At 64.8% G+C, this 16,988-nt stretch carries 11 protein-coding genes; 7 read left to right on the top strand and 4 right to left on the bottom strand.

Translation table 11 applies throughout. From position 1 onward, the window contains the following. Positions 1–10: 10 nt before the first annotated feature. Entirely contained in the window at positions 11–1,639 is a 1,629-nt protein-coding gene (locus K1X74_02430; GenBank protein MBX7165184.1) for a hypothetical protein, read from the top strand. Next, the gene (locus K1X74_02425; protein ID MBX7165183.1) at positions 1,623–2,945 is read left to right on the top strand and encodes a hypothetical protein; all 1,323 of its coding nucleotides are present in this window, start codon (positions 1,623–1,625) and stop codon (positions 2,943–2,945) included. Before K1X74_02430 ends, K1X74_02425 begins: the two co-directional genes overlap by 17 nt. A 25-nt stretch (positions 2,946–2,970) precedes the next feature. On the opposite strand, the gene K1X74_02420 is transcribed toward K1X74_02425, so the two are convergent. Further along, positions 2,971–3,231, bottom strand: a complete 261-nt coding sequence (locus tag K1X74_02420) for a hypothetical protein (GenBank protein ID MBX7165182.1) — start codon at positions 3,229–3,231, stop codon at positions 2,971–2,973. A 216-nt stretch (positions 3,232–3,447) separates the two neighbouring features. Here K1X74_02420 and K1X74_02415 point away from each other — a divergent pair, with 216 nt between their 5' ends. The 3 genes from K1X74_02415 (at position 3,448) to K1X74_02405 (ending at position 7,886) form a co-directional block, all read left to right on the top strand. Next, complete coding sequence (locus K1X74_02415) at positions 3,448–4,563, top strand: retropepsin-like domain-containing protein (protein ID MBX7165181.1); 1,116 nt, start codon at positions 3,448–3,450, stop codon at positions 4,561–4,563. 372 nt (positions 4,564–4,935) lie between these two features. Next, the gene (locus K1X74_02410; protein ID MBX7165180.1) at positions 4,936–6,552 is read left to right on the top strand and encodes a response regulator; all 1,617 of its coding nucleotides are present in this window, start codon (positions 4,936–4,938) and stop codon (positions 6,550–6,552) included. Between the two features lie 95 nt (positions 6,553–6,647). Continuing rightward, entirely contained in the window at positions 6,648–7,886 is a 1,239-nt protein-coding gene (locus tag K1X74_02405) for a metallophosphoesterase (protein ID MBX7165179.1), read from the top strand. A gap of 35 nt (positions 7,887–7,921) precedes the next feature. Here the strand turns inward: K1X74_02405 and K1X74_02400 are convergent, their stop codons facing one another. Continuing rightward, the gene (locus tag K1X74_02400; protein ID MBX7165178.1) at positions 7,922–10,150 is read right to left on the bottom strand and encodes a penicillin acylase family protein; all 2,229 of its coding nucleotides are present in this window, start codon (positions 10,148–10,150) and stop codon (positions 7,922–7,924) included. A 226-nt stretch (positions 10,151–10,376) separates the two neighbouring features. On the opposite strand from K1X74_02400, the gene K1X74_02395 reads away from it, so the two are divergent. Further along, positions 10,377–13,724: a mechanosensitive ion channel gene (locus tag K1X74_02395; protein ID MBX7165177.1), complete on the top strand. Its 3,348-nt coding sequence runs from the start codon at positions 10,377–10,379 to the stop codon at positions 13,722–13,724. Between the two features lie 179 nt (positions 13,725–13,903). Then, on the top strand, positions 13,904–14,470 hold the full coding sequence (locus K1X74_02390) for a YqgE/AlgH family protein (GenBank protein ID MBX7165176.1): 567 nt from the start codon (positions 13,904–13,906) through the stop codon (positions 14,468–14,470). 127 nt (positions 14,471–14,597) lie between these two features. On the opposite strand, the gene K1X74_02385 is transcribed toward K1X74_02390, so the two are convergent. Both K1X74_02385 and K1X74_02380 read right to left on the bottom strand, forming a co-directional pair. After that, positions 14,598–15,959 carry a DUF1501 domain-containing protein gene (locus K1X74_02385; protein MBX7165175.1) on the bottom strand — a complete coding sequence of 454 codons (1,362 nt, stop codon included), beginning with the start codon at positions 15,957–15,959 and terminating at the stop codon, positions 14,598–14,600. Between the two features lie 232 nt (positions 15,960–16,191). Continuing rightward, entirely contained in the window at positions 16,192–16,902 is a 711-nt protein-coding gene (locus K1X74_02380) for a hypothetical protein (protein MBX7165174.1), read from the bottom strand. Positions 16,903–16,988: the final 86 nt, after the last annotated feature.

The raw sequence follows: 16,988 nt of genomic DNA, 5'->3' as shown, positions 1-16,988 counted from the left end.
ACGAGCGGGCATGGACATCCTCATCCGGCAGGTCCGTCGAGCACAGCGACGGCTCAACTTCCAGGTCTTTCTCCACACGCTCTCCGGGTGCTGGGCCGTGTGCCTCGTCTTCGCGGCCGTGCTTGTCGCGCTCGACAAATATGTCTCTTTGGGCCTGCTTTGGTGGGCCTGGCCAGCGCTGGCCCTCGCGGTTGGCACCGTCGCGGCAGTTGCGATCACCTGGTGGCGCCGCCGGCGGACGCTCGACGCAGCGGTCGAGATCGATCGCCGCTTCGGCCTGAAGGAGCGCGTCAGCAGTTGCCTGGCTTTGTCGGACGCGGACCGCGAAACACCTTGCGGCCGCGCCTTGATCGCCGACGCCATGGCGCGCGTCGAGCGCGTCGATGTCGACGACCGTTTTGCCGTACGGTTGAACCGCTGGAGCGCGATGCCGCTGCTGCCGGCAGCCGCGGCCGTGTTGCTGGGCTTGCTGCTGCAACCCTCGCTGGGTCGTCAGGCCGGCGCCTCGACCGTGGCCCAGGCCACGCGGCAGCAAATCAAGCGTTCGACCGAGAAGCTCAACAAGCAAATCGAAGCCCAGCGCAAGCAAGCCGAAGCGGCCGGTCTGAAAGAAATCGAAGAACTGCTCACGCAGGTCGAGCGCGGGACGGAGCAACTGTTGGCCGCACAGCCCGACGAGCGCAAAGAAGCGCTGGTCAAGCTGAACGACCTGGCGGAGAACCTCCGCAAACGCCGCGACGAGTTGGGCAGCGCCGAAGAACTCAAGAAGCAGCTCGAGCAGTTGAAGAACCTCAACCAGGGCCCGGCCGATCGCATGGCAAACGCCCTGCGGAACGGGGATTTCAAGCAGGCGCTCGAAGAACTCCGCGACCTGGAAAAAAAACTTCGCGACGGGAACCTCAAGGAAGAAGAAAAGGCCCAACTGCAGCAACAAGTCGAGCAACTGGCCGAGAAGCTGCAAAAAATGGCCGACGCCGGCCAGCAGCGGCAGCGGCAGCTCGAGCAGGAAATCGAACGGCAACGGGCCGCGGGCAACACGGAACAAGCCAACAAGCTCGAACAAGAACTCCAAAAACTGAAACAGGCCGAAGGCCAGCGTCAGCGCATGGCCCAGATGGCTGCGAAGCTGGGCCAGTGCGCAAAGTGCCTCGGCAAGGGCGATGGACCAGGCGCCTCGCAGCAGTTGTCCGAGTTGGAAAGCGAACTGTCCGAGTTGGCGCGCAACACCGATGAACTCGAAATGCTTGAAACGGCGCTCGACCAGCTCGACGCCGCCAAGGACAGCATGGGCTGCAAGAAGTGCCAGGGACGCGGCTGCGCCAAATGCCAAGGCGGCAAGGGCCAAGGCCAGGGCGAAGGCCTCGGCGAAGGACAAGGTCGGGGCGACCGACCCGAAGAGCGGACCGATACGAAGAGCTACGACTCGCAGGTCAAGCAGAAAGTTGGCCGCGGCGCGAGCGTGCTGAGCGAACTGGTCGAAGGCCCCAACGCCAAGGGCCAGGTGCTGCAGGAGATTCAATCGGAGTTCAACGAGGCCGCGGCCAGCGAGACCGATCCGTCGGTCGATCAGCCGTTGCCGCGCGATGTGCGCGACCATGCCCGCGATTACTTCGAGGGTTTGCGTGAAGGCCAACGTTAAGCGCAGCGCCCGCATCGCCACCTGGCTGTGCCTGCTGGTCGCCGTCGCGGCCGTGGCCAGGGCCCAGGCACCGGCGAAACCGCCCGCGGCCAAGCAGCCCCCCTCGAGTTCGAAAAAGCCGCCGCCGAAGGCGGCAGCGACCGACAAGCAAACGCCGGCCGCGACTGGTGCGAAGCCCAAGGTCGAGGTCGTCGAAGAGCGTGACCGGCAAGGACGGTTGCGCGTGCAGCGCTCGGTGGTCAAGCTGCCCGACGGTCGCACGGTGAATCACGGGCTCGAGGCCCGGTACTACATCACCGGCAAGCGGCAATTCGACCGCTATTACGTCAACGGGGTGCTGCACGGCCCCTGGCGCGAGTATTTCGACGACGGCAAGCCCAAGACCGTGGGGCAATTCGTCAATGGCCTGCGCGAGGGCGTTGAGCTGCGCTTCGATCGCTCCGGCCTGGCCTACATGGAAATCAACCTGTTGCATGGGCGCAAACATGGCAAATCGATCCTTCGCGCCGCCGCCGACAAGTTGGCCAAGGAAGAGACGTATGAAAACGACGTCCTGAACGGCCCGGCTCGCGACTACAACGCCGACGGCACGTTGCTGGCCGAGCGCCATTACAAGGCAGGCAAGCTCGACGGCGTCGAAACCATCTGGTGGTCACCCGAGCAGAAACGCAGCGTCGCCAACTATCGTGAAGGCAAGAAAGACGGGCGCTATCAGCAATGGAGCGCCGACGGCAAGCTCGCGATCGACTGCAACTACCAGGCAGGGAAAGTGCACGGCCATACCGTGATGTATTACGAGAGCGGCCGCAAGCGCGTCGAAGGCGATTTCGACGAGGGCCTCTACGAAGGTCTCTGGTTCGAGTATGCCGATACGGCCGCCAATCCCAAGATTGGCGAAACACCCTACAAGAAGACCGTGAAGACGGGTGTTCGAAAAACCTTCTTCGAAAACGGCCAGCTCAAGTCCGAACTGACCTTTCTCCGCGATAAGCCCCATGGCCCGTTCAAGCAGTACTACGAGTCGGGCCAGGTGCAGGCCGAGGGAGTGTTTGTGCAAGGGCAGATGGATGGCGTGATCATGTACTACTTTCCGGACGGTAAGAACTACGTCCGGCAGGAATACAAGAACGGCCAGCGCGACGGCCGGTGGATCAGTTGGAACCGCAACGGCTTCGAAGTGCGCAGGGCCGAATATCGCGCCGGTCAGTTGGTCAAAGACTCCGGACGCCGCAGCCAGACCGCCGCTGCCGGAGAAACCCCCGGCGCGCCCGCCGAAACGCCGGTCAACCCGGCCGCGGGAAGCTGAAAGCGGCCCCCGACCTTGCGGTCGATTAGCCCTTGCTGCCGACGCGCTGCGGAATCGTGAACGAGTAAAGCATCGTCACGGCACCAATCGACAGCAGGCTCCAAGGGGCCCATTCGGGTGGCACGACCTCTTTACCCCGCGCGGTCGGCGACATCCAGCTCGCCGTGGCAAAGCCCGACTGCTGCTTACCACCCTTGGGCTTCAACACGGCTTTTTCCAAGGTCAGGCTTTCGGCCCCCAGGATGACCGCCGAGATACCCAACGCCAAAAACAGCGCCCGCCACATGCTGCCGTCTCCTTGCCGATGCGGAGCCATGCCTGGCCCGGGCCCTGGACCCTCTGCGCGCAGGCACTGCTAGCATTCATCGACCTTGAGGGCCGGGTAACTTCAACCGTCCCGGCCTGTGGCGTTGCGGTCCGCTGGCTTGCCGCCCTGGCGAAGGCCGACCTATGATCGCTGCAGGCGGACCGTTGGTGCCGATTCTTCCGGAGCAGCACGAGCATGATCCGTGTGGGGATCGTTGTGGGCATATGGTTCGTGCTGGGCCTGGTGGCTGGCGGTGGGGCCGGCGCCGCCGAAAACACGGCCGCCGCCGATTTTCTTGCCAAGCAGGGCCTGGTCCGCGACGGCAACACCTGGCTCAGCCCCGTCGAAGCCAAGGTCAAAGGCTATTTCGACGCCATCCGTGAGCTGGAACGCAACGTGATCACGGCCGAAAAGGCCTTCGCCGCCGGGCTGCGCGAGAGCGAGTCGCTCAAGCAAGAGGTTGCCCAACTCGAAGCCGAGTTGCAAAAGCTCAATGAACTGCTGCAAAGCGGGACATTGAATGCGGCCCAAGGCGAACGGGTCACGGCGCAGGCCCAGCAACGGGCCGACCGGATCAATCTGCTGAAACCGCAAGTGATGGATCCAGCCGGGCTCGACGACAGCGCCATGATCAAGGCGGCCGTTAACCGCGTGAACGAAGCTCGCAACGCCCTGGCTGTGGCGCTGCTCTACCTGCGGGCACACGCGGCGGAAGTCGATGGCAGTTATGCAGCCTTGACGACGAACCAGGATGTGCAGGATGCGCTAACCGCATTGGGCGGCAAGCAGAAGCTGGGCCCGCTTAAGCGTTACGACCGCGATTTGAAGCGCCTGGACCGGCTCGATAGGCTCGTCTTTACGGAGACGGTGTTAGCCTATCGCGACAATGCCCGGCCGCGCGTGAGCGCGATCGTCAACGAACAGACGGCCGCAACGTTTACCTGGGGCGAAGAAGTGGCCATGACGTATCTGCCGCACAGTGTGGCCCTGGCCGCCGGACTGGCGATTCCGGACGATGCTCCGCGCGTCGACGTGCTGGCCGCTGGCAACCGCAAGATCGAGGCGCACAAGGTCACGCTGCCCAAGCTGCGATTTGGCCAACAGGTGCTCGAAAACATTGAAGTTGTCGTCCTGGCGCCCGACGCCGAGGACATGGGCGCAGTGCTTTCCCCGCGCTCGCTGGGCGACCGCAAAGCGGTGGTCGACACGGCAAAACTTGAATTTCGCCTGTTGCCATTCGTGGGGGACTCCGACGGCGACCGCACGCCCCCGGCACCGCGGCGGCGTGCCCCGCGCGCGGCGACTCCCTGAGTGTCTGCGAGTGACCGGGCGGGCGATTGTCGAATGCGGTCGGCAACCGGGCCGATCTTTCCCCCCATGACGGCCGTAAGGACCGTAGGACAATTGCGCGTCAAACTCGTGAAAAATTGTCGCGCCTGACGCCCGACGCGTGTCAATCTGCAACGGTCGGGCAGCCGATGCAATCAACGGGTGAGAGCCGCGGTTGTTCCAGAAATTCTGGGCTTCTATAATTGCACAGCGGATTCATCCAAGTGCTCCCACCGTGGAGTCGGCGCAGTGAGTGCGCGCAAAAAAATCCTCGTCGTGCAGGACCCTCGGCAGACCGACCAGCCTCTGGTCGATCGCCTGGGGGACGATGCCGAGGTTGTTGTCGTAGGATCGATGCTGCGGGCCCTGCACTGCTTGCAACGCGGTGACTTCGCCGGCGTGTTCGTCGATCAGGCCTATGTCAAAGAGGCCTTCGACGTCGGGCGACTGCTCCAAAACGAGCGCGTGCTCGAGGGGATGCTCGACGGCGTCGTTCTGCTCGATGTCGACAACTCGATCATCTGGGCCAATGGCCGGCTCAATGAGTGGTCGGGTCTGACCGACGTCGTGGGCAAGAACTTCTACGCCGTACTCGGGTCGCCCGAGATCATCGGGCCCGATTTCTGTCCCTTCCACACGGCCCTGGCCAACGACCGGCACGGTGCGTGGACGATCCTGCGGACGAGCGACAACCGCCACTTCCAGATTCACGCGTCGCCGATCCGCGAAGAGGGCAATCCGGCCGCCCACCTGATCGTCACCATCCGCGACGTCACGGCGCAGATTCTCGAGCAGCAAAAAATCTCGGCCATTCACCAGGCCGGCGCCAAATTGACCGAGCTCAAGCCGGAAGATTTGCAGGAGATGACGTTCGAGGAACGGATCGAGCTGCTCAAGCAGAACATCCTCGAATACACCAAGAACCTGCTCAACTTCGACGTCATCGAGATCCGCCTGCTCGACCGCAAGACCAACCGGCTCGAACCGCTGCTGGCCGTGGGCATCGAGCCCGAGGCGGCAGCCCGACCGCTACGGGCCCTCTCGACAGGCAACGGCGTGACCGGCTTTGTGGCGGCGACCAGCAAGAGTTATCTCTGCGAAGACACGACCGAGGACCCGCTGTACCTCGAAGGCTGCAAGGGGGCCAAAAGCTCGCTGACGGTCCCCCTGATGTTGCACGACCAGGTGATCGGCACGTTCAACGTCGAGAGCCCGCAGCCGCGGGCCTTTGACTATCGCGACCTGCAATTTCTCGAATTGTTTACCCGCGACCTGGCCGTGGCTCTGAACACTTTGGAATTGCTCGCCGTAGAAAAGGCCATCACGGCCCAGGAAAACGTCGAAGCGATCCACAGCGCCGTCGCGCTGCCGATCGACGTGATCCTCAACGACGCCGTCAACGTGATGGAAAAATACATCGGCCACGACACGGAGGTGGTCGAGAAGCTGCAGCGGATTTTGCGGCACGCTCGCGATATCAAGCTGAAGATCCAGAAGGTCGGCCAGTCGATGGCACCCACGCAAGCCCATCCGCAGTATGCCCAGCAACCGGCTCGACCCGAGCTGCACGGCAAGCAGATTCTGGTCGTCGATGCCGACGAATCGGTCCGCGGTGCCGCCCATGCCCTGCTGGAGCGTTGCGGTTGTACGGTCGAGACGGCCCACGACGGCGGCGAGGCCGTGAGCATGGTCCGCAATTTCCTGGCCGACGGCTGTTACGACGCGATCATCTCCGACATTCGCCTGCCGGACATGTCGGGCTACGAGTTGCTCTGCAAGCTGCACAATATCCTGGTCGACGGCGTGCCCATGATCTTGATGACGGGCTTCGGTTACGACCCGGGCCACTGCATCGTCAAGGCCCGGCAGGCGGGGCTGCAGGCGGTGCTTTACAAGCCGTTCCGCCTCGACCAATTGCTGGAAACGGTGACCAAGGTTGTGACCTCACCGCCGATCGTGGTCCGCCAATAGGCTGACAAGCCCGACACCGGCCGGCCAGCAGAGCGGTTTGCCCGTGCCGCTCGCTCCCGTGCGTTGAGAACTCGCCAGCTACAGCGAAAGTGCCCATGTTTGGCTTCACCGTCGCGCAGTGGCTGTGCATCGCCTGGGCCGCGCTGGGTCACGTCGCCCTGGCGTTCTGGATCATCAGCCAACTGCATGCCACGCCGATCCACAAATGGGTCATGCGGCTCTTCAGCGGCGTGGTCGTCGCACTCACGATCTGTCTGCCCGCGGTCTATGCGGTGCAATTCTGGTCCGCAGGCTTTGGCCCGCTCGATTGGTGGGCCGGCGCGGCGTATGAAAAACTGCTCGCCGCCTATTTTGTCTTGTGCTGCATTTTGCCGGCCGGGCCGGGCGTCGCCTGGGCCATGCGCGGGCTGTTCCGGCGACCTCCGGCCGCGCTGCGCGAAAGCAATGCCGAATTGGTCGACCTGAAGCACCGGCTCGGGGGGCACCCCGTCAGCGGCGCTTCGCAGCGCATGCTGGCCCGGATGCCGGGCAATCAAACGTTCGAGCTGGAAGTGAGCGAAAAGCACCTGCAACTCGATCGCCTGCCGCCGGAGCTCGAAGGACTTTCTATCGCGCACCTGTCCGACCTGCATTTCACCGGACGGCTCGAGCTGCCGTACTTCGACGAAATCGTCGATCAGACCAATCGCCTGCGGGCCGACCTGATTGCGGTGACCGGCGACATCGTCGATCGGCCGCATTGCATCGAGTGGCTGTCTGGAACGCTGGGCCGTCTCGAAGCGCCGCTGGGCGTGTACTTCATCCTCGGCAATCACGACCTGCGGGTCGACGCGATCGAAGTCCGGCGACGCTTGATCGAGGCCGGCTTGACTGACCTGGGCGGGCGCTGGATCGAGATGGGGACCGGGTCGGGCCGTGTATTGCTGGCCGGCAACGAGATGCCCTGGATTGTGCCCGCGGCCGACCTGAGCAATGCCCCGCTGCGGCCGACACACGGCGGGCCGACGCGCATTCTGCTCGCGCATACACCCGACCAGTTCAACTGGGCTCGGCGGCACGATTTCGACCTGATGCTGGCGGGCCACAACCACGGCGGGCAGTTTCAATTGCCTTGGGTCGGTCCGGTCGCGGCGCCGAGCCGGCATGGTGTGAAATACGCCGCCGGAACGTTCCACAAGCGGCCGACGGTGATGCACGTCAGCCGCGGCGTCTCTTCCATCCTTCCGCTACGGCTGAACTGCCGGCCCGAGATCACCCGGCTCGTGCTGCGGCAAACGACGTTCGACCGCGCCCAGCGCGGACGTCAGCGGCCGATTCATTCGGCCCGCGCCTGACGGCACGAGCACTATCTTTTTTTCTCTTGGGCCGCTTACTGGCCGGCTTGCGGCGCGGTGGTCGCCGCGGCGGCGGCTCCGGCCCGGGGCTCTTCGCCGGGGTGATAGGTGCGAACCGCGCCGGCCACGACGTCGTCCCAGTAGAACAACTGCGGCTTGTATTTCTGTTGGGAGACGAGTTGTTCGGCCTGATCAAAGAAATGCGGCGACTGCGGATCGCCGCTGGCGCCGAATTGCAGTTGCGAGCCGCCGACGACCCGGTCGCCAAATTCGATCGTGGCGACATAGCTGTTGCCGACTACGGCATAGCGCTTCTTGATCGACTTGACCAGCGGGATTTCGATCGGCGGCGTGAAGTACATGTTGAACACGACCCCCATCGGGCCGTTGAGGCCGGCGCTCGGTACGCTGGGCCGTTTGTCATCGAACGGGATCTGGAACAGGTCGGCCACGTCGGCGTGGCGCTGCATGCGAAACACGTCGCCGTAGGCCACTTGCCAATTGCCGTAGGTCGATTGCAGCTTCTCCGCCGCCGTGACCAGGGCCTCGAACCGCTTGGCGGGCTCATCGATGTACTTCTGCAGCATGTTTTCAGAGCGGAACAACTCGCCGTAGAGCACTTCGTACCAGGCCACGCACAGCGTCGCGGCGGTCGAGTCGAGCCGGCACACGCAGTCCCAGCCTTGCAGATGCTCGAAATAGGGCGCGGCCTTTTTGGCCAGCTCCGGATGGCTCTGTTTCACCTCTTCGAGCAGCCGTGCCAGCTTGGGGATTTCCGTCAGGGCCCAATACATGGTCGTGTCGAGCGACAGCCGCTGCCAATCGGCCAACGTCACGTCGTGCGTCTCGCGCAGGTGCATCCGGGAGATTTTCGCACGCCGCTTGTCGTCGTACTTTTCGCCTACCATGTAGCTGGGGAAGTCACCGATATACGGGTTGCCGTCGTCGGTCACAGTGAAGGGGCTCTGGTTGCAGTTCTGCAGGAAATGCGACGGCGGATTGAACACCTGCGGCAGCTCGTCCAGGCCGTGAATGCCCTGCCATTCGGTGCGCGGGTCGCTGCCGTCGACCGGTTGGGTCCAATCGAAGCTCGGATCGCGCCGGGGTACGATGCCCTGGTAGAGGTAGAAAATGTTGCCGTCGCGATCGGCGTAAACAGTGTTGAACTGGTGGAAGTCTTGCATGGCCACGGCTTGACGCCATTCGCTGAAGTTCTTCGCGCGGACCATGTACATGTTCTGCCGGCCGGCCATCGCGTCGTAGAACTTGCCGATATTCGCCGCCAGGTACAGGCCGTCGGCTTCCTGCTTGACGATCGGGCCGTGGTGCGTCTTGCGGAAGGTGACCTGCTTGTCGATCGTGCCGGAACCGCGTTTGACCTTGATCGTGTCGGTCCATTCGACGGCCGCGCGGTAGCCGTCGCCATAGCGATAGTTGAGCGGGTGCGCCGGATCGTCGAATTTCTCGCGCCACACGCTGCCCAGGCGCGGCTGGTTCACCGTGTAGGACCAGCCGAGATACTCGTTGTGGCCGATCGTCGGCAAGGGGCTGCCGAAGAACGTCGCCCCGGTGAAATTCCAGCCTTCGCCGCTGCGCAGGTGCGCCTCGTAGAACTGGCCATAGCCGTAAAAGGGCTGATGCGGGTTGCAAAACAGCATCGCCTTCTTCGACTTCGTGCGTTCGGGACCAATCGCCCAGGCGTTTGAGCCCTGGGCATACTCGGTGGGAATCTTGTCACGGGCTGCGCCCACCTTGCTCCAATTCATTTCGAGCACGACCATCCGCGCAAACGCCAACAAATACCACGGCTCGAACTGATGCAGCACCCGGACCTTCGTCTCAGGGTGCTTGGCCAGGTAATAGTTGATCCCGGCGACGAAGGCCTCGCTGATGCTCTGCATCTTGGGCTCGAGCTTGGCGAAGTCCTCGCGCGAGCGCTGGGGGACCTCGAACAGTCGATTGAGCAGGTCGCTTTCCAGGCCCTTGGACCCATGCGCCTCGGCATAGCGTCCCAACCCCAGCAGGTACGAATCTTCGAGTTGCCAGAAGTAGTCTTCGGCCTGGCAGTAACCAAAGCCGAAGCAGACGCTTTCGTCGGTGGGCCCGTCGATGTGCGGCATGCCCCACTGGTCGCGGTAGATCGTCGTGCTGGCGGCCAGCTGCTCGGGATCGATCGGCGAGCCTTGCTCGGCCGCGGGGGCCAGCGGACACACCAGCAACACGACGAACAGGCCACAAGCGACACGCGCACAGAGCGATGGCATGAAAGACACCTTCCCCAGCAAGAACAGCCCCGGAACACTTCCCCCGACTGCAGCGAATCGCCATCGTAACCCTGCGAAAAAGCACGTGGCAAGCTAGCAGCCGGCAGAATCGACCTCGACGCCTGCGCCGCGGTACGGATATCGTCATCGACCCAACCGCCGGCCTGGGCCGAAGGGGGTGAGGGTGATGCGTCCGTGGAATCGTCGGCAACCGCGACTCGCAGCGGTGGGCCTTTACCTATGCAGTGCGCTGGCGTTGGCCGGTGCCGAACCGGCCCAGGGCCAGGCCCTGCCCAGCGCGCCCTTTTCGCGCGAGGAGCTATCGGCCCGGGCCGAAGCCCTGGCGGCCAGCTCGAATCTCGAGGCCGGCGACCGCACGACGGGGGCCGAGCTGTACGAGCAGGCCGGCGCTGCCCTCGAAGCCGGCGAGAACCATGCCCGGCGCGCGGCCGAGTTCCAGCGCCGGCGCCAGGCGCTCACCGCGCAGCTCGAAGCGGTGCGATCGAAGCTCAGCGTGCCCGAGGCGCCGCTGCCGCTCGATCTGCCGGCCGAAGCGGAGCTTTCCACTTGTCTCGAACGATTGGCGACGGCGACCGATGAACTGGACACCGCGCGTCAGGCGCTGGCCGAGGCGCAAGACGAACCCAGCCGGCGCGCCGAGCGTCGCGGGGCGCTGGCCCGATCGTTGTCGGCGCTGCGCCAGGAGCTGGAGTTGATCGACGGCTCGGACGAGCAGCCGCAGTCGACGGCCACGGCCGCGGCGGCTGCCGCCCCGGCGGTCCAGCAGGCGCTCGACGACCTGGCCGCCGCGCATCGCCGCGAAGTCGCCGCCGAGCTGGCCGGCGGCGAGGCCGAACTCGCCTGGTACGACGCGTCGGTCGAACTGCTGCCGCTCGATCGCGACCTCGCAGCGCGGCAAGTCTCGCAATTGGAAAAGCTCGTCGCCGCGCTGCAAGAACAGGCCAATGCGCGCCGCGCGGCCGATGCGCAGCGGCAAGAACAGCTCGCCCGGAGGCTGGCCGCGCATACCAACCCGATCGTGAAGGCCCAGGCCGAGCAGAACCATCAGTTGGCCGTCGAGCGCCAGCGCGTCGCCGAACTGATCGAAGAGTTGCACAACGAGCTGGACCGTACCACCAAGCGATTAACCAGCCTGCGACACGATTACAAGCGCACGGCTACCCGAGTCGAAGAGGCGGGCCTGTCGAACGCGGTCGGCACCTTGTTGCGGCGGCAATGCTCGTCGCTGCCCAACGTGCGCAAGTACCGCCAGAAGCGCCGCCTGCGCCAGGCCGAGCTGGCCGAGCTGCAATTGCACCGCTTCGAGCTCGAAGACCAGCGCGAACCGCTCGCCGAAATCGACACCCTGGCTGCCGACATTCTCAAACAACATGGCGACTTCCCCGTCGACCGCAGCACCTGGATTCTGCGCGACACGATCCGGGCCTCGTTGGAAACGCGGCGCGAGGTGCTCGACGCGTTGCTGGTCGACACCGACAGCCTGCACCGCCTGCTCGTCGATCTCGACACGGTGCAAGGCGAACTGATCGACCAGACGCTCACAAGCCGGGCCTACATCGACGAACGCGTATTGTGGATCCGCAGCCTGCCGTGGATTTCCTGGCGGGACGGGCCCGGGCTGGCCAAGGCGAGCCGCGAACTGGTCCGTCCGGCGTCGTGGCAGCTCGTCGTCGACTGGCTGCGCGCCGACATCGACAAGCATCGCAGCGTCTGGGTCCTGGCGGCGGCCTTGGTGATTCTCGCGTTACTGTTCCATCGATATCTGCGCCGCCGCTTGCGGCTGCACGGCGAGACGGCGGCTGGTCCCTATTGCGAGTCGTTCGCGCCGACGGCGCGGGCCGCGCTGCTCACGCTGCTGCTGGCCGGGCTTGGTCCCGGCGTGCTGGTGTTTCTCTCCTGGCGTCTGACGGCCACCTGGCCGGGCGAGGCCTTCGTGCGCGGCGTGGCCGCGGGACTGCAGACCGCGGCGATCCACTATTTCCTGGCCGAGTTGGTACTCAAGATCTGCCGGCCCTGGGGCCTGGCCGAGTCGCACTTCGGTTGGCCGCGCGCCGATCTGAGCCTGTTGCGCCGCAACTTGCGGTGGCTCGCGGCGGTCGTCGTACCAGTCAGCTTTGTCGTTACCCTGCAGGAAATCGTGGTCGACGAGCCGGGCATGGCACCCTTGGGCCGGCTCGTCTTCGTGGTCGGCCTGCTGGCCCTGGCCGCGTTTGCCGTACGCACGCTGCACCCAACGCGCGGCGTGCCGCGAACTTTCTTGAACAGCGATTCGGGCCGGTGGCTGCAGCGCGGGCGTTGGTTCTGGTATTCGGCACTGGTAGGTGCGCCGCTGGTCTTGGCCGTGATGGCCTTGGGCGGATATTACTTCACCGCGCTGAAGCTCGCCGAACGGATGCTCTTGTCGATGGCGCTGTTGGTGGGCGTGGCGCTCGCCTGCGGGCTGCTGTGGCGCTGGCTGTTGCTGGCGCGGCGCAGTCTCGCGATCAAGCAGGCCCGCGCCCGGCGCGCTGCGCTGGCCAGCGAGACCAAAGAGAGCGGCGAGGCACCGCTCGAGGTGTCGCGCGTCGACCTCTCGACGATCAACGCCCAGTCGCAGCAATTGCTCCGCGCGTTGATGGCCGTCGCCACGGTCTTTGGACTGTGGGCCGTGTGGGTCGAAGTGCTCCCGGCGCTCGGCATGCTCAATGGCATCGCGCTCTGGGCCCGCGGCACCGAGAACCCGATCACCCTGGCGCACCTGCTGGTGGCGCTGATCTTCGGCGGGCTCACGGCCGTGGCCTATCGCAATGTGCCCGGCCTGTTGGAAATCAGCCTGTTGCAACGGCTGCCGCTCGACACCGGCACGCGCTATGCCATCACCAGCGTTGCCCGATACCTGATCGCCGTCGTCGGCCTGGTCGCCGCATTCGAAGAAGTGGGCATCGGCTGGTCGAAGGTCCAATGGCTCATCGCCGCGATGAGCGTGGGCCTGGGGTTCGGCCTGCAGGAGATTTTCGCCAACTTTGTTTCCGGGCTGATCATCCTGTTCGAACGGCCCGTCCGGGTCGGCGACATCGTCAACGTGGGCGATCTGACGGGCCGGGTCACGCAAATCCGCATGCGGGCCACGACGCTGCTCAACGGCGACCGCAAAGAGTTGGTGATTCCGAACAAGGCCTTCATCACCGACCGGCTGGTCAACTGGACGCTGAGCGACACGCTGATCCAATTGGCGATCTCGCTGGAGGTTTCGGCCGACAGCGAGCCGGTGGAAGTCGAACGGCTGCTGCGGTCGATTGCCCAGGCCCATCCGCTCGTGCTGGCCGAGCCGCCGCTGTCGGTCACGTTCGAGCGGATCGGCGATGGGACCTACAGCTTTGTGCTGCGCGTGTGCGTGGCGACGCCCGACCATCTCGGCGGCGTGCAGCACGATCTCAACCTGGCGATCCAGCGCGAATTCCACAGGCATCGGATCGACCTCGGCAAACAGCAGCGCGATTTGCACGTCCGGCTCGTCGATGGCCAATGGGTACCCCTGCAAGAACACGCTCCCGCTGCGCGGCCAGCAGCCTGAACTCAGACCGCCAGGGCAACGCCCGGGGTTAGACCAAAGTCCCCTCCGCGATGCTCTGATCTCGATACAATAAAGCACGAGCCGGGCCGAACCTTCGTGCCCGGGTTGCGTACAGATTATCCTGGCCCGGGCGGTCGTGGCATGAGTCGGCCGGGTCGCGCAGGGGGAGTTCGTCGTTCGTGAGCAGCCCAGGGAAAAAAAGCCTCAGCGGTCATTTTCTGGTCGCCGCACCCGAGCTGGCCGACCCGAATTTTCGCCAGGCGGTCGTCTTGCTGGTCGAACATTCGGCACAGGGGGCGCTGGGCCTGGTGCTCAACCGGTGTACGAATGTGCCGGTCAAGCAGGGCTGGGCCCAAGTGAGCGACAAGCCCTGCAGCACGGAAGAGCACCTCTACGTCGGCGGGCCCTGCGAAGGCATGCTGATGTGCGTGCACTGCAACGCCGAATGCTCGGAGGTCGAGGTGGTGCCCGACGTGCACTTTAGCGCCCAGCCGGAGCATATCGAGCATCTTGTCGATCAGACCTCGGGGCCCATGCGGTTTTTCGTCGGCTACTCCGGCTGGGGCGCCGGCCAACTCGAGGCCGAGCTGGCCCAGGACAGTTGGCTCGTGCTGCCCGCCTCGGCCGAGATCGTGTTTGCCGTCGAGCGCGATCTTTGGGCCAGGCTCCGCGGTCAGGCCACGGCCAACGATCTGCTCCGGGCCATGAAGGTGGCCGTCCGGCCGGAAGACCCTTCGCTGAACTGATTCATGACGGCGACCGTTGGCGCTAGGATCGTCTCGCCGGCGCGAACGCAACCTACGACGACCGCCGCGTGGTGATCGCCAACTCGCGATTCGAGCCTGCGTTGGAACAATCCCGGCGTAGTGCCCGTCAAATCAACTCGGCAATCGGGTCGCCCGAGTGCAGGATCGGCACCGGGCGGCCGGTGAAATCGATGAAGTGCCGGTCGTAGTCGATGCCCAGGTGGCGATAGACCGTCGCCATCAGGTCTTGCGGCGAAAGCGGGCGTTCGGCTGGGTACTCGCCCTTGGAATTGGTCGCCCCGACGACCTGTCCCATCCGCAAGCCGCCGCCGGCGACGAGAGCGCATTGGGCCTGCGGCCAGTGATCGCGCCCTTGATAGCCCAGGTAGTTCACGACCCGGGGCGTGCGGCCGAATTCGCCCAGCGCCAAGACCATCACCCGGCGATCGAGTCCCCGGGCTGCCAGGTCCTCGATCAGCGCCGACACGGCCTGGTCCATGAACGGGGCCCGATAGCGCATGGCCGCGGCCATGTCCCAATCGAGACTCGCTCCGGCGTGGTCGTCCCAACTGAAGTACTTGTCCGAAAGCGTCGGCGCCAGGGCATCGACGGTAATGACCGACGTACCTGCCTCGGCCAGACGCCGGGCCAACAGGCAGGCCTGGCCCCACAGGTGCCGCCCGTAACGCTCGCGCAGCGCGTCGGGCTCGTGCGACAAGTCGAAGGCCTCGATCACGCCGGGATGCGTGAGCAAATCAAGCGCGCGGTCGCGAAACTCGTCCGTACCGCGCAGGCTGCCGTGCAGGTCGAGATCGCGCCGCAGCCGGTCGAACGAGGCGTGCAAGCCGCGCCGATCGCCGAGCCGCGAACCGTTCACCCCGGCGGGCAGGGTCAGATTGGGCGGCGCATAGGTCTTCGCCGAAGGATCGCCGACGGCAAAGGCCGCATGCGCCGCACCGAGGTAAACCGTCTGCGTCATGAACGGTTGGCGCGGGATGCCCACGTATTGCGGGAGGCCGTCGGCTCGGGTGCCGCGTTCGTGGCTGGCGACCATGCCGAAATCGGGATGCTCGCTCTTGGCCTGCGAGGTGAGATCGATCTTGGCGGGAGTCTTGCCGGTGAGAATCTCGATCGACCCGTCGTTATGGGCCGTCATCTCGTGGTGCAACGAGCGCACGACCGAGAGCCGATCGGCCACCGAGGCCAAGCGCGGCCAGACCTCGGCAAAGTGCAGGCCCGGCACGCGCGTGCGAATGGCCCCCAGCGGGCCGCGATATTCGCTCGGTGCGTCCGGCTTCGGGTCGAACGTCTCGTGCTGGCCGGGACCGCCCCACATCCAGAACAGGATCACCGACGTATCGGCCGAAGCGTTGCCCGAGGCCGCCCGCGCAGCCAGCACCTGGGGCAGCGTCAGTCCACCGAGCGCCAAGGCGCCGGCACGCAGGAATTCGCGTCGCGGCAGTGGTCCGCTGCACGACCGCCTTGCCATGGCCGGTTCCTCAAGCGGCTGAACTCGCCGGATTGCCCAAGGTCAAGCAAGCTTCTGGAGATTACGAAGAATCGTAATCCATCCCGGACGGCGGATGCAAATGGCCCCGTAGCGTCTTTGCAGGCACATGGGCGCAGCGACCGGGTGCGCACGCCTGCACCCGGTCGTCTGCCGGCGGAATCCGAAAATCGCCGAACTCGCATGCTTCCCTGCTGGCGGACTACGCCGATTGTCAGCACCGCCTCATTGGCCGCCGCCACATGCCTCCGGCCAGCAGTGCGACGCACGCCCCGGCGACGAGCGACAGCGAAGTCGGCTCCGGCACCGCCGAGACGATTTCGACGTTCCAGTTGTCGATCGCCAGGTTCATCAAGCCATTAAAGGTGCCGGTGTCCCAAAGGTAACCGAACTGCATTGGCGCGCCGCTCGCCGAGAAATCGGCGCCGGGAAAATCGGTCGCCGCAAGCACGAAGTTCTCCGAGACCCACGTGAAATAGATGGCTTGGAGCGTGCTGCCGGCGGAATAGACATTACCGTTTTGCCACACGGCCGGGGCCAAGAGCGAGGTAACTTCTTGTTGACCGCGGCGCCAGTCGTAGGACCAGTTGATATGGTCGATGGCGCCCAGCAGGCTGGGGTCGTAAGCCGTCGCGTGAAACGTCGCCATCGTGTACGCGGGTTCGGTGCGTCCGTCTGCCACGCCGATGGTATGCAATCGCGACGGTGTGGGGTTGCCAGACACTCCATCCTGGCCATTGCTGCTACCGAAGTTGTCGCCTCCTTCGATCGTCAGCGTCCAATCGGAGTCGTTGAAGACCGAGTCGGCAATGATCAAATCGGCCCGGGCGCATCGGTGCAGGACGGCTGCTGCGATCAGTATCAGACAGACGAGCGATATGCCTCGGGCGATACTCCCGGGCAGGCGGATCGATTCGCAGTTCATTGGCGTACTCCTCTGGAGGAAGACGTAGGGTGAAGTCAGACATCGAAACAAGACTGTGCAAGCGACGAGCGCAGATCGCTGGTGGA

This window comes from Pirellulales bacterium, assembly GCA_019694435.1.
Lineage (GTDB): Bacteria > Planctomycetota > Planctomycetia > Pirellulales > JAEUIK01 > JAIBBZ01.
This window is presented reverse-complemented; position numbering and strand designations above follow the sequence as displayed.